9 protein-coding genes are annotated in these 15,334 nt (G+C 30.8%); 2 read left to right on the forward strand and 7 right to left on the reverse strand.

Annotation, left to right across the window (positions count from 1 at the left end; genetic code table 11):
• Positions 1–49 precede the first annotated feature (49 nt).
• The 4 genes from obgE to WG950_RS12785 all read right to left on the reverse strand — a co-directional run bounded on the left by obgE (position 50) and on the right by WG950_RS12785 (position 6,053).
• Complete coding sequence (gene obgE / locus WG950_RS12770) at positions 50–1,039, reverse strand: GTPase ObgE (protein WP_340932869.1); 990 nt, start codon at positions 1,037–1,039, stop codon at positions 50–52.
• 52 nt (positions 1,040–1,091) lie between these two features.
• A complete protein-coding gene (locus WG950_RS12775) occupies positions 1,092–2,210 on the reverse strand; it encodes an adenylate kinase (RefSeq protein ID WP_299064801.1) in 1,119 nt (372 codons plus the stop codon).
• 93 nt (positions 2,211–2,303) lie between these two features.
• Positions 2,304–5,303: a protein translocase subunit SecDF gene (gene secDF / locus WG950_RS12780; protein WP_340932872.1), complete on the reverse strand. Its 3,000-nt coding sequence runs from the start codon at positions 5,301–5,303 to the stop codon at positions 2,304–2,306.
• 159 nt (positions 5,304–5,462) lie between these two features.
• Entirely contained in the window at positions 5,463–6,053 is a 591-nt protein-coding gene (locus tag WG950_RS12785; protein WP_340932873.1) for a hypothetical protein, read from the reverse strand.
• 187 nt (positions 6,054–6,240) lie between these two features.
• Between WG950_RS12785 and WG950_RS12790 the strand changes: the two genes are divergently transcribed.
• Positions 6,241–7,917: a formate--tetrahydrofolate ligase gene (locus WG950_RS12790; protein WP_340932875.1), complete on the forward strand. Its 1,677-nt coding sequence runs from the start codon at positions 6,241–6,243 to the stop codon at positions 7,915–7,917.
• 84 nt (positions 7,918–8,001) lie between these two features.
• Here the strand turns inward: WG950_RS12790 and mdh are convergent, their stop codons facing one another.
• From mdh to gyrB, 3 genes are all read right to left on the reverse strand, one after another.
• On the reverse strand, positions 8,002–8,928 hold the full coding sequence (gene mdh, locus WG950_RS12795) for a malate dehydrogenase (RefSeq protein ID WP_340932877.1): 927 nt from the start codon (positions 8,926–8,928) through the stop codon (positions 8,002–8,004).
• A gap of 132 nt (positions 8,929–9,060) precedes the next feature.
• Positions 9,061–10,068: a DUF6588 family protein gene (locus WG950_RS12800; RefSeq protein WP_079737094.1), complete on the reverse strand. Its 1,008-nt coding sequence runs from the start codon at positions 10,066–10,068 to the stop codon at positions 9,061–9,063.
• Positions 10,069–10,253: 185 nt separating this feature from the next.
• The gene (gyrB, locus tag WG950_RS12805) at positions 10,254–12,191 is read right to left on the reverse strand and encodes a DNA topoisomerase (ATP-hydrolyzing) subunit B (RefSeq protein WP_079737093.1); all 1,938 of its coding nucleotides are present in this window, start codon (positions 12,189–12,191) and stop codon (positions 10,254–10,256) included.
• A 598-nt stretch (positions 12,192–12,789) separates the two neighbouring features.
• Between gyrB and WG950_RS12810 the strand changes: the two genes are divergently transcribed.
• On the forward strand, positions 12,790–15,294 hold the full coding sequence (locus WG950_RS12810; protein ID WP_340932880.1) for a TonB-dependent receptor: 2,505 nt from the start codon (positions 12,790–12,792) through the stop codon (positions 15,292–15,294).
• The last annotated feature ends 40 nt before the right edge of the window (positions 15,295–15,334 follow it).

Below are 15,334 nucleotides of genomic sequence, written 5' to 3' on the forward strand. Positions count from 1 at the left end.
TATAGATTCTCTAAAATGGCTTTTTAAATTTGTTTTAAAACTGATTTTTTTAATTCAGCATTTTCCAAAGTTTGTCTTTTAATTCTTGTAAACCTTTTTGAGTAACCGAAGAAATAAAGATAGCTTCTACACCTTTTGGTAATTCGGCTTTAATTTCTGCTTGTAACTCTTCATCTAACATATCTGTTTTAGAAATAGCTAACAATCTATCCTTATCTAACAACTCTGGATTGTGTTTTTTAAGCTCGTTTAAAAGAATTTCATATTCTTTATTAATGTCATCACTATCTGCAGGAACTAAGAATAATAACGCAGAGTTTCTTTCGATATGACGTAAAAAACGATGACCTAAACCTTTACCTTCTGCAGCACCTTCTATAATACCAGGAATATCTGCAATTACAAAAGATTGATGATTTCTATATTCTACAATACCTAAATTTGGTTTTAGTGTTGTAAAAGCATAGTCTGCAATTTTTGGTTTTGCAGCAGTTAAAACAGATAGTAAAGTAGATTTACCTGCATTAGGAAAACCAACCAAACCAACATCTGCTAATAATTTTAATTCGATTCTAAACCAACCGTCTTGACCATCGATACCAGGTTGAGCGTATCTTGGTGTTTGGTTTGTAGAAGATTTAAAATTCCAGTTTCCAAGTCCGCCTTTACCACCAGGTAATAAGATTACTTCTTTTTGATCTTCTGTGATTTCATGCAAAATTTCATCCGTATCTGCATCTCTAATAATTGTACCCAAAGGTACATCGATATAGATATCTTCTGCATCCTTACCAGTACTTCTACTTGCACTTCCTGCTCCACCACCTTCTGCTCTAAAATGACGTTTAAACTTTAAGTGAAATAATGTCCACATGTTTTTATCTCCACGCAAAATTATGTGTCCTCCACGGCCACCATCACCACCATCAGGTCCTCCTTTGGTAATGAATTTTTCTCTGTGTAAATGCACAGAACCTTGACCTCCTTTACCAGAAGATGCGTAAATCTTTATATAATCGACAAAATTTCCTTCAGTCATGTTTTCTAATTAAATATAAAATTAAATGCTTAATTACATTTAATTTAAAAATTTATAAAGTATCAAATACTTTAGAAATTCTTTGTGTTATTTCTTCTATAGAACCAACACCATTAATTCCGTAATATTTATTTTGAGCTTCAAAATAATCTTTAAGAATTGCAGTTTTTGTGTTGTATTCATTAAAGCGGTTTCTAATTTTACCTTCGTCGGTATCGTCTGTTCTTCCGCTTGTTTTACCTCTTTCTAATAAACGAGTAACTAATACGTCTTCTGGCACTTCTAAAGCAACCATACCATTTATTTGTTCTCCTTTTTCCGCTAAAAATGCATCTAAAGCTTCTGCTTGAGATTCTGTTCTTGGAAAACCATCAAAAATAAAACCTTTAGCATCTGTATTTTTTTCTACTTCTGCTTTTAGCATGTTAATAGTAACCTCATCTGGTACTAAATTTCCATCATCCATATATTTTTTAGCCAACATACCAAGTTCTGTTTGGTTTTTGATGTTAAAACGGAATACGTCTCCAGTAGAAATGTGTACTAAATTATACATTTCCTTTAAATACTCTGCTTGTGTTCCTTTTCCAGCTCCTGGAGGGCCAAATAATACGATGTTTTTCATTTGTGGTGTTGTTGATAATTGATATATTTCTGGGTAATTTCTTCCTAAACCATTATAATCTAAACCATAACCAACAATAAATTTATCTTCGATACTTTGACCGATATAATCTATGGGTAGTTCTTTTCTAAAAACATCTGGTTTAAAAAATAATGTAGCTACTTTTAGTTGCTTTACATTTTTATCTTTAAAGATATTATAAATTTCTTGAAGCGTTGTACCTGTATCTATAATGTCTTCTAAGATGATAACGGTTCTGCCAGTTAAATCTTCGTTAATACCAACTAACTGTTTAACATTATCTGTACTACTTGTGCCATTGTAAGAAGCTAGCTTAACAAAAGATACTTCACAATCGCCTTGATATTCTCTAATAAAATCTGCTGCAAATAAAAAGCATCCGTTTAAAATTCCTACAAAAATAGGAACTTCATCTTTTGGTAAATCTGCTTTTACAGCTGTTGCTAAATACTTTACAATTGCCGAAATTTTATCCTTGTTAATATAAGGTTTAAAATAAAGGTCTTGAAGTTTTATAATACTCATAAGTTTGCAAATATAACTGCTATTAATGAAATGAAAAAACCGTTTTCTTATGTTTAAGCACAAGAAAACGGTTTTTGTTAAGTTAAGTTAGAACTATTTGTTCTTTTCTTCTTTTTTTGAGGTATCAAACATTATTGGTGTTGCCACAAATAAAGATGAATATGTACCAACAGCTACACCTACAATTAAGGCAAACATAAATCCTTTAATAGAATCTCCACCAAATAAGAAGATTGCTAACATTACTAATAATGTTGTTAAAGAAGTGTTGATTGTTCTTCCTAAAGTAGAACTTAATGCTTTGTCTACAACTTCGCTGTATTTCCAGTTAGAATGGATACCTGCGAATTCTCTAATTCTATCGAATATTACCACGGTATCATTTAGCGAATAACCAACAACGGTTAATATTGCCGCAATAAAAGATTGACCAATTTCCATGTCAAAAGGCATAAAGCTATAAGTAATAGAGAATACACCTAATACGATTAATACATCATGGAAAACTGCAATTACAGCACCAATAGAGAAAGATACTTTTCTAAAACGTAATAAAATGTATAAGAATACTACTAATAAAGAACCGAATACTGCATATAATGCTGATGTTTTAATATCATCTGCAATTGTTGGTTCTACTTTAATATAACTCATTACACCAGCACTTTCTTTTTCGAAACCTGGTTTAAAGTTTTCGTAAGAAGTTTCACCTAAATAAGATTGTAAACCTGTAAATAAAGTACTTTGTACTTCTTCGTCTACTTCTTGTCCTTCGTCTTCTATTTTATAAACTGTTGTAATTTTTAATTGATTTGGCGTACCATAAGTTTTTACTTCTGGTGCAGTACCAAATGCTCCTTTTAAAGTTTCTGCAACTTCTGTAGCATTCATGTCTTGATCAAAACGAACAACATAAGATCTACCACCTTTAAAATCTACACCTTGCTTTAATCCGATAGAAAAAATAGAGATTAAACCTCCAATAATAATTGCACCAGAAATTACATAAGCAATTTTACGTTTCTTTAAGAATTCTACATTAATATTTTGGAACCATCCTTTAGAGAAAGAAGTGTTAAATGTTAATTTAGAATTTTTATTTACAGCACCGTCAATTAATAAACGTGTAATAAATACTGCAGTAAATAAAGATGTTGCAATACCAATCATTAATGTTAAAGCAAAACCTTTAATTGGTCCTGTACCAAAAACATATAAAATAATACCTGTTAATAATGTAGTAATGTTTGCATCAATAATTGCAGATAATGCTCCTTTTACAGAGAATCCTTCTTCTACAGATTGCTTTAAACCTTTCTTTTTAGATAAACTTTCTTTAATTCTTTCGAATATAATTACGTTGGCATCTACAGACATACCTATTGTTAAGATAATACCAGCAATACCAGGTAAAGTTAATACAGCATTAAATGATGCTAAAATACCGAAGATAAATAAAATGTTTACTGCTAATGCAATATCTGCATATAAACCAGCTTTACCATAGTATAAAACCATCCAGATTAAAACTAATAAAATAGCTAAACCAAATGAGTTGATAGAAGCGTTGATAGATTCTTGACCTAAAGAAGGCCCAACAACTTCTGCTTGAATAATTCTTGCAGCAGCTGGTAATTTACCTGCCTTTAATACTGTAGCAATATCTTCTGCTTCTGCAACAGTCATGCTTCCACCAGAAATAGAAGTGCTACCACCTGTAATTGCATTATTTACTGTTGGTGCTGTGTAAACGTTATCATCTAATACTACAGCAATAAATTTGTTTGGTTGTGCAGCTAAATCTGTTGTTAATTTTGCCCAAGCTTTTGTTGCACCACTATTCATTGTCATGCTTACTTCTGGCTTGTTTAATTGACTGTATACTTGAGACGCATCTAAAATTACATCACCTTCTAAAGGAGCAACATCATTTCTGTTAGATTTTATAGCGTATAAAGCAACAATTTCATCAGCTTCAAACTCATCATCTGAAGTTGCATTTCTTTCTGTAGAAAAAGATTTATAATCCCATAAGAATTTTACATAACGTAACTCGTTTGGTAATAAATCTCTAATTTCTTTTCTCTTTAATAAATCATTTACTTTTGCAGTATCAATTACTTTAGAATAACCAATTGTAGAGCTTATTTGTGCTTGCATTGGGCTTAAGTAAGAGAAAAGCATTTTTTGATTTACTTGTGTAGAATCGATAGATTCTCCTAATAAATCATCAATATCATCTTTTTTAGTAGTGTCCTTTACTTTTTCAGTTACAGATGTATCTTTTAATAACTCGATAGACTTAGAGTTTGCTATAGATAAATATTGTAAAACCTCTGCATTTGTGTAAACTTCCCAAAACTGTAATTCTGCTTTACTTGTAATTAAAGAAGTTACACGTTCGATGTCTTTAGCACCAGGTAATTCAATTTGAATTCTACCAGAATTACCAATTCTTTGAATGTTTGGAGAAGAAACTCCAAATTTATCAATTCTACTTCTTAATACTTCAAAAGCAGTACCAATAGAACTGTTTATTTCTTTTTGTAAAGTTTCTCTAACAGAAATATTGTTTTCGTTAAAAGAGATTTTATCACTTAATGCTTTCGTACCAAAAATTGATGGATCGCTTAATTTAGTATCTCCAGCAAGTAATTCGAATTCTTCGAAAAATAAATCTAAATAGTTAGAATTACTACTTTTTTGCTTCTCGTCTGCAATTTCTAAAGCCTTGTTAAAAGCTTCGTTTTTAGAATCGTTAGATAAATTCTTTAAAACTTCTTTTACAGAAACTTGTAAGATTGCATTAATACCACCTTTTAAATCAAGACCAAGATTCATTTCTTTGTCTCTTACATCGTTATAAGTGTATTCTGCAATACCTAAATCTACAATGTTTTTATTAGCAACACTGTCTAAATATTTTTTTTCTGTTGTTGCTTTTAATCTAGCATCATTATCCGTTACTTTTTCTTCTGCATATACTTTTGCATCATCTTCTACCTTATTGGCTAAAAATGTAAATGATAGTTGATATAAACTCACTATTCCGAAAAGGATAGCGAATACTTTAATAAGTCCTTTGTTTTGCATGTTTTTTATTTTATTGTCTGCTTTTTTTTGTTAAAAACGAGCAAATATATAGTTTCTCGAATTATCAGACAATTAATTTTTTTGTATGTTTTTTAGCTTATGAGTATGGTTCTCATAAAATTGAAGTGTATTCTTAAAAAGTGTTTAAAAATACTTTTGTTAAGATAGATAAGACTTTGGGCCAGCCCTAACTTCTGGTTCTTTACAAGAAGCTTTATCTTTTGTAAAAGGATTGTCCTTATTTACTTTGTAAGCAGTTTTATACAATTGTTCTGCTGTACTACTTTCTAAGTTTTTAATTAAAGCACTATAGTTAACAGTAGTAAAACGATCTGAATTGTATTTAATTTCGAATACAAACTTTTTATCTACATTAGATAATTGTGTTGCATCATTTAGTTCGTAAACATCAAAATTATAATTTGTTGAGTTCTTATAAGGAGAATTTGTATTTAAAAGTAATTTATTCTCTTTAGAAAGAATTTCTCTTATGTTTTTAATATCAACCTTACTAAAATAAGAGATCTTTAATGTGCTAGTTTCAGATTTATGAATTACAATATTTGTAATCCCAACTTTTAATAGTTTTTCTTTAACTTCTGCAATAGAGTTTTCAATATCTTTTTCATTAATATTTGCATCAACAAATTCTAGAACAATTTCTTGGTTTGGTAAAGAAACTTGCTCTTGGAATGCGCCAAAGTATATAAATATTAAAAAGAAAGTACTAAAGTACCATTTTGCTTGCATGCGCCAAATATATAAAAAAATGTTGTTTTACTTTCTAAATATATAATCTTATTTAAATGAGTTTGTTAGAGTGAAAATTATTTATATGTTAAAGTTTGTTTCGATTCTGATTATCGTTTTATAGAATATGAAATTTAACTATATTTATTTTTCAAAAATGATAAAATAATACTCAGATTATATAAAAATGAAACACCAAACAGATATTGCAATTGCTCAAGCAAAAAAGTTGTTACATATAAGAGAAATTGCAGCAAAAATAAATGTGAAAGAAGACGATTTAGAAATGTATGGTAAATACAAAGCTAAATTGCCATTACATTTAATAGATGAAACCAAAGTGAAAGAAAATAATTTGGTTTTGGTAACTGCATTAACTCCAACTCCTGCCGGAGAAGGAAAAACAACAGTTTCCATAGGATTAACTGAAGGATTGAATAAGATTGGGAAACAAGCGACAGTGGTTTTGAGAGAACCTTCTTTAGGGCCTGTTTTCGGAATTAAAGGTGGTGCAGCTGGCGGTGGATATTCTCAAGTTGTGCCAATGGAAGACATTAACCTGCATTTTACAGGAGATTTTAATGCAATCGAAAAAGCCAATAACTTACTATCTGCTTTGATTGATAATAACCTTCAAAGTAAAACAAATAACTTAAACATCGATCCTAGAACTATTCTTTGGAAACGTGTTATAGATATGAATGATAGAGCTCTTAGAGATGTAACTATTGGTTTGGGAGGAACAGCAAACGGAATACCTAGACAAGATGGCTTTAATATTACTCCGGCATCAGAAGTTATGGCAATTCTTTGTATGGCTTCTGATTTAGAAAATTTAAAAGAACGATTGGGTAACATTTTTATTGGTTTTACTTTCGATAAAAAGCCAGTATTTGCAAGAGATTTGAAAGCCGAAAATGCGATGGCAATTTTATTAAAAGATGCTATTAAACCAAATTTGGTACAAACTTTAGAAGAAAATCCTGCAATTATTCATGGCGGACCATTTGCAAACATTGCACAAGGTACTAACACTATTATTGCAACTAAAATGGGACTTTCTTTGTCTAATTATGTTGTTACAGAAGCTGGTTTTGGAGCAGATTTAGGTGCTGAAAAATTTCTAAATATTAAATCTCAGTTTGCAGATTTAAATCCTAAATGTGTAGTTTTAGTAGCTACAATTAGAGCTTTACGTCATCACGGTGGCGCGTTAAAAGATGCTTATGATACTGCAGATTTGGTAAAAGTAAAAAAAGGTTTTGCTAATTTAGAGAAGCATATAGAAAATATTAGAAAGTTTAATATAGAACCTGTAGTTGCAATAAATTTTTTTATTTCTGATTCTGAAGAAGAAGTTAATTTTTTAATTGAAAGTTGTGCAAAATTAGGTGTAAAAGCGGTTCTCTCTAAAGGATGGGCTAACGGAGGAGAAGGTACAAGTGATCTAGCAAAAGCTGTTGTAGAAGTGGTAGAAACAAAAGCAACACAATACAAGCCTTTGTATAATTGGCAATCTCCTATAAAAGATAAAATAGAAATAATTGCTAAAGAAATTTATGGTGCAGATAAGGTTGTTTACGATAACAAAGCGCTATTAAATCTAAAAAGAATTGATAGGTTAGGTTTTAATGATTTTGCTGTTTGTATGGCGAAAACACAAAAATCATTTTCTGATAATGATAAATTAATAGGTAGGCCTAAAAACTTTGTAATTACAGTTCGTGAAATTGAGATAGCAGCCGGTGCACAATTTGTTATTCCTATTCTTGGTAAAATGATGAGAATGCCTGGGTTGCCTTCAAAACCTGCATCAGAAAATATGTTTATCGATAAAAACGGAGTTATTTCTGGATTGTCATAATTTAAAAGTTTTAAATTATAGTAATAAAAAAAAGTCTAGCTTTTTAAAGCTAGACTTTTTAATTATAATTTAAATAAGAATTTCTTATAATTCTAATAAACTGTTTGTTTTAGAAACACCCGCAGCAGATTCTTCTAAATGAGATTTTTCTGCATCGCTTAAGTTGATTTCTACAATGCTTTCAATTCCGTTTTTACCTAAAACAACAGGAACTCCGATACATAAATCGTTTAAACCAAATTCTCCTTCTAATAAAGTAGAACATGGAAAGATTTTTTTAGTATCACAAGCAATTGCTTGTACCATACCAGAAACTGCAGCACCAGGAGCATACCAAGCAGAAGTTCCTAATAAACCAGTTAATGTTGCACCACCAACTTTAGTATCTTGTTTTACTTGTTCTAATCTTTCTTCTGAAATAAATTCTGAAACAGGAACAGAGTTTCTAGTAGCTAATCTAGTTAAAGGAACCATTCCTTTATCTGAATGCCCACCAATTACCATTCCGTCAACATCAGAAATAGGAGCACCTAAAGCTTCTGCTAATCTATATTTAAAACGAGCCGAGTCTAATGCACCACCCATTCCGATAATTCTATTTTTAGGTAATCCTGTAGTTTTATGAACTAAATACGTCATAGTATCCATAGGATTCGAAACTACAATGATAATTGTGTTTGGAGAATGCTCGATTAAACTAGCAGAAACCATTTTTACAATTCCGGCATTAATACCAATTAATTCTTCACGAGTCATCCCTGGTTTTCTAGGAATACCAGAAGTAATTACACAAACATCAGAATTTGCAGTTTTAGTATAATCATTTGTGCTTCCAGTAATTTTAGTATCAAAACCATTTAAAGAAGCTGTTTGCATTAAATCCATTGCTTTACCTTCTGCAAAACCTTCTTTAATGTCTAAAATAACAACTTCAGAAGCAAAATTTTTAATAGCAATGTATTCTGCACAACTAGCACCTACTGCACCTGCACCAACAACTGTAACTTTCATATTTATATGTTTTTTATTTGTTTAAAATATATCCCGCTAAAATACAATTTTTTAGGCGAATTTTTAACTATTTTAAACCAAAAAAGACATCTTAACGAGATGTCTTTTTTTTGTTGAATATTTAAATAAAAATTATCTAATGCTAATTGCAATACCTAAATTAGCAGTGTTATATTCTTGTAGTGTATAACTACCAAATATTTTAAAGAACCCTAAGCTTAATCTTGTACCAAGTGTTGTTCTAAATCCGCTAGCGTTAAATTCAGAATCTATAGGATCTGTAATAGTTCTTGTTTGTCCACCGTAAGATAATTCATAGTCTCCTAACATTTTTAACGTAGAGCTACCAGAACCGTAACCAAAACCACCATATAAATTAATAAAAGGGAAGTTTAATGAAGCTATAGCTTCTACATTGTATGAGTTTAATTTAAATTGAGCAATTCCATCAGTTACATCTACAGCGTTACTGTCTTCAATGTTATAATCAACATTCATAGTTGTATATGCGGCTAAAATAGAAACATGTAAAGGTGTTTTGTCTAAAGGGCCAAACCAGTTTGTGATTTCTTTTTTTAATCCAATACCAAATAAATCTCCTTTTACATTGTCAGAACCAACTTTAGGAACCAACCTTAAGCTAACTTCAAATTTAGCAGGTAAACCTAAGTTTAATTGAACTGCAGGTGCAGGAACAGCATTAAGAGGTAAGCTTTCTTTTACACCACCTGGTGCTTCAAAAGATGTTGTATAAGTTATTGCAGGATTATTTGGGTCTTGAAAACTAACAGCTGTTAATGGAGTAAAGTCTTCTGAACCAGCAACAGTTGCAGCAGATATAGAACCAGTATTTATAGAGTTTAAACCAGATAAGGTAAACATTTCATCTTCTTCTGGAACTAAAGAGGCATTTAAACCAATAGAAAGGTCGAATCCGAAAGGGCTATGAACTTTTGCTGTGTGGTACCAACCATTATTCATACTATGTATTAATCCTTTCATTGCAGGATTTATATAAGCATTTATTAATTTACCACGATCTTGATCACTTGCTAATAAGTAGCCTTCAAAACCGTCTTGAGCATTGGTGTTAAAGGCCAATGCAATGGCTCCTAAGAAAATTAAAATAGATTTTTTCATGTTTAGTTATGTTTTAGTTATGTTTCTATAATTAACGGGGAAACTTAAGCGAATATATAAAATTATGTTAATAGACTGCTAAAATATTAACCGTTTTGCTACAAAAAAGGGGAAAATACCTAAAGATAGGTACAAAAAAAGCCTCAACAAATAGTTGAGGCTTTTACTTTTAAATTCAATGTTTTTTAAACATCAATTTTAGCATATTTTGCATTACGTTCAATAAAGTCTCTACGTGGTGGTACTTCGTCTCCCATTAACATAGAGAAAACTCTATCTGCTTCTGTAGGACTATCAATTACAACTTTACGTAAAGTTCTAAATTCTGGATTCATTGTTGTATCCCATAATTGTTCTGCATTCATCTCTCCAAGACCCTTATATCTTTGGATGTTTACACCGCCACCTAATTTCTGAGCAATCAAATCACGTTGATTATCATCCCAAGCGTATTCTCTTTTTTGACCTTTTTTAACTAAATATAAAGGTGGTGTTGCAATATAAATATATCCTTGCTCTACCATTTCTCTCATATATCTAAAGAAGAATGTTAAAATTAAAGTTGCAATATGCGATCCATCTACATCGGCATCACACATAATAACTACTTTATGATATCTAACTTTAGATAAGTTTAAGGCTCTAGGATCTTCTTCTGTACCAATAGAAACACCTAAAGCAGTAAACATATTTTTGATTTCTTCGTTTTCAAAAACTTTATGTTGCATTGCTTTTTCAACATTCAAGATTTTTCCACGAAGTGGTAAAATTGCTTGAAAGTTTCTGTCTCTACCTTGTTTTGCTGTTCCACCGGCAGAATCTCCCTCAACTAAAAATATTTCACACTGAGCAGGATCAGTTTCAGAACAGTCAGATAATTTACCAGGCAAACCACCAATACTCATTACAGTTTTACGTTGCACCATTTCTCTGGCTTTACGTGCTGCATGTCTTGCGGTTGCTGCTAAAATTACTTTTTGTACAATTGTTTTAGCATCGTTAGGGTTTTCTTCTAAATAATCGGTAAGCATTTCTGAAACCGCTTGAGAAACTGCAGAAGTAACTTCTCTGTTACCTAACTTAGTTTTAGTCTGTCCTTCAAATTGAGGTTCTGCAACTTTAACAGAAACGATTGCGGTTAATCCTTCTCTAAAATCGTCTCCTGCAATTTCAAACTTTACATTTTTTAATAAACCAGATTCATCTGCATATTTTTTAAGCGTACTTGTTAAACCACGTCTAAAACCAGATAAATGTGTTCCACCTTCATGCGTATTGATATTATTTACATAAGAATGTAGGTTTTCTGCGTAAGAAGTATTGTAAACCATAGCAACTTCAACCGGAATTCCGTTTTTCTCACCTTCCATAGAAATCACAGAAGCTGTTAGTTGCTCTCTTGTAGAATCTAAATACTTTATAAATTCTGGTAAACCTTCATCAGAATGAAAAGTTTCAGAAACAAAGTTGCCTTCATCATCTGTATTTCTTTTATCTGTTAAAGTAATTGTAATTCCTTTATTAAGATACGCTAGTTCACGCAAACGTGTAGCTAAAGTTTCGTAGTTGTATTCTGTAGATTGCTGAAAAATTGACTTGTCTGGTAAAAAAGTTACAATGGTACCAGTAAAGTCTGTTTCGCCAATCGTTTTTACAGGATATAAAGCTTTACCTCTTTCGTATTCTTGCTGCCAAATTTTACCTTCTTTGTGTACAGTAGCAGTTAAATGGTCTGATAATGCGTTAACACAACTTACACCAACACCATGCAATCCTCCAGAAACTTTATAAGAATCTTTATCGAATTTACCACCAGCCCCAATTTTTGTCATTACAACTTGTAATGCAGAAACACCTTCTTTTTTGTGAATTCCTACAGGAATACCACGACCATTATCTTTTGTTGTAATAGAATTGTCTTCGTTAATTGTAACATGTATAGTGTCACAATGTCCTCCCATTGCTTCATCAATAGAGTTATCTACAACTTCGTATACTAAATGGTGTAAACCACGCACACCTACATCACCGATATACATAGAAGGACGCATTCTTACATGCTCCATACCTTCTAATGCCTGAATACTATCGGCAGAATAATTATGTTTTTTTTCTTCGCTCATTATATATAAAGTGAATTGTTAATTTTAATTTTTGATGAAAATCGCAATTATAACTACGAATTTCACTAAACTCAAATTTACAATTTTCAGTCTAATTTTCAATAGTTTTTAGCGATTTGGTATGAAAATTATCAACATTTGTTGATTTCTTAAAAGTGTCTTAAATCGCTTAAAAATGGCTTTATTTTTAATTTTGCTGATTTTTAATTCTATTTTAAAAATAAAATTATCAAAATAAGCTTAAAACTGATGTTTTGTAAGGATGAAACAATCGTGGTTTTAGTTTTTTAAGAAAATTAAAGCTTTTTAGAGGTGAGTTTATGGTTAGATGTTAATTAAAATAAATAGATAAAAAAGTATTAAAAACAAACTTAGATTTCTTAATAATTTGTTTATCAATTGATAGCTCTTTACGAATTAGTAATTAGTATATCTAAGGTTTAATAGTGTGAAAATTTGATGTTATAGTATTGTAAATTATATGTAAAAAAAGACTTTTTATTTTTGAAATAGTAACCATTGTATCATTTTAGGTTAACATCTTTATGGCTGATAGGAAATAAATTTGCCGTCTAATTTAACCTAAAAATAAAAATAAATGTACTTTAAATCTTTACTCACTTTTTTAATGCTTTTTACTATCGTTAATATAAATTCACAAAATGTTGGAGCCTTAAAAGGAGTTGTAACTTCTGATAATGGAGAGGCTATTATGGGAGCAAATGTTCACATCAAAAAGTTGTCTAAAGGAACAACTTCTGATGAAAACGGAAAATTTATGTTAAGTAAAATTGCTTATGCAACTTATATCGTAGAAGTATCATATTTAGGGTATAATACGGTTTCAAAAAAAGTTGAAATAAGTAATATGGTCACCACTCAAAATTTTGTTTTAAAAGAGAGCTCTTTTATGTTAGAAGGGGTTGTAATTACTTCACAAAAAAGAGAACAAAAAAACAAAGATGTACCAATTGCTATTACATCTTATGGTACAGATTTTATAGAAAATCAAGGAACATTTGAATATGATGCCTTGTCGGAATATGTACCGGGTTTTCAAGTACAAATTCAAAGTGTTAACAATCCTGGAATTGTTATTAGAGGTATTACAAGTGATAGCGGAGACTCTAGAGTAGAGCCAAGAGTTTCTATTTTTCAAGATGGTGTATCAATTAGTAAATCTAGAGGTTCTGTTGTAGAACTTTATGATATAGAACGTGTAGAGGTACTTAAAGGTCCGCAAGGAACATTATTTGGTAGGGGCGCTCAAATTGGTGCAATGCACATTATTCAAAACAAAGCAAAAAACGAAACATCTGGTTCTTTAAAGTTAGGTTATGGTAATTTTAATCAGTTTTTAGCAACAGGTCATTTCAATGCGCCTTTAGTAGAAGATAAGTTATTTTTTAGAGCTGCTGCCATTTATAATAAAAGAGATGGTTTTATAGAAAATATTTCTGGAGGAGATTTAAATGGGAAAGAAACACTTGCTTTTAGAACGTCTTTTAAATATTTATTAAATAACGATACAACTTTAGATTTTATTGCTAATTGGCAACAAGATACACCTCCTGGAACATCTTTTAAAAGTGGAACGTTTGCGCCTGTAGGAGGAGATACAAATCCGAACACTTTTGCAGATTTAGAAAGAGGAGAAGAATTAGGTTTAGATAGAACTGTTTGGGGTGCTACTGCAATTTTAAAACATAGTTTTAATGATATTTGGGATTTAACATCTACAACTGCTTATAGAGAGTTTGATTCTAATGAGGCTTTTGATGCAGATGGAACTGTTGCACCAGCATTATTTTTTAGTGAAATATCTAAAGGGAAACAATTTAGTCAAGAATTTAGATTTAATTTTGATACCGATGATAAATTTAGAGGTTTCTTTGGTGCAAACTTCTTTTATGAAGATGGTTCGCAAAATGTACCGTGGGAGTATGATGAAAGAAGTGTTGCAATGTTACTTTTAAATTCAGATTTTTTAGTTTCTAACGGAGTAGCGATTTTAGCACCTTCTTTACCAAATGATCCTAATGTATTTGGTGCACTTGCTGGTGCTCCTTTAAATTCTTTTAATAAAGAAACTTATACAAATTTTGGAGAAAATTACTCTGGAGATCTTTTTGTAGATGCTTCTTATGATGTTTCAGAAAAATTGTCTGTTACAATGGGGTTAAGAGCAACATTAGAAGAAATAAACGCAGGCTTTCAGGTAATAGATTCAGAAAATCCATCAGTCTTAGGATATTTGTCAGGAAATTTTCCAAATGTATTATTTGCTTCAACTAATCAAGAAAAAATAGAAGCTAATGAAAGTTTTTTATCTGCAGTTGGTCGTTTTGCAGTAAATTATGATTTAAATGATAATATTACGCTATTTGGTACAACCTCTAGAGGAAGAAGACCAAATGTTATTAGAGTTACAGCAACAGAAACAACAGTTTTATCAGACGAAATTGTTTGGTCTTATGAAGTAGGTGGAAAATCATTATTTTTTAATAATAGTTTACAATTTGATGCCAATGCTTATGTGTATGATTATTCTAATTTTCAAACAACAATCACAAAGTTTGAAAACGGTGTTTTAACTTCTGTGCCAGAAGATAGTGGTAACGCTAGTTCTTTTGGTTTTGAATTAGCTATGCAATATGCGTTTTCTAAAACATCTAGTTTTTTTGCTAATTATGGTTACATAGATACGTCTTTCGATGATAAAGACTCAAACGGAAATGATCAAATACTTGCAGGAAACACTTTTAGATTAACTCCTAAAAACTCTTTTTCTGCCGGATTTAATTTTAATGTGGATGTTAATGAAAATTTAGGATATTTTTTTAGACCAACTTACACATATAAATCTAAAGTGTTTTTTGAAGAAACTAATTTGCCAAACATATCGCAAGATGCGTACGGTATTTTAAACTTTAAAACAGGTTTGGTAATTAACAAAGATTATGAACTTACATTTTTTATGAATAATGCATTGGATAAAGAGTATATTATCGATGCGGGTAATACTGGTGGTGCTTTTGGTATACCAACTTTTATAGCCGGTGCTCCTCGATTTTTTGGTGTTCAATTAAAAGCAAGCTTTTAATTACTTAAACAATAATCAAAGGTTTCTAAGATGTCTTAGA

Origin of the sequence: Polaribacter marinaquae (assembly GCF_038019025.1) — a bacterium.
GTDB lineage: Bacteria > Bacteroidota > Bacteroidia > Flavobacteriales > Flavobacteriaceae > Polaribacter > Polaribacter marinaquae.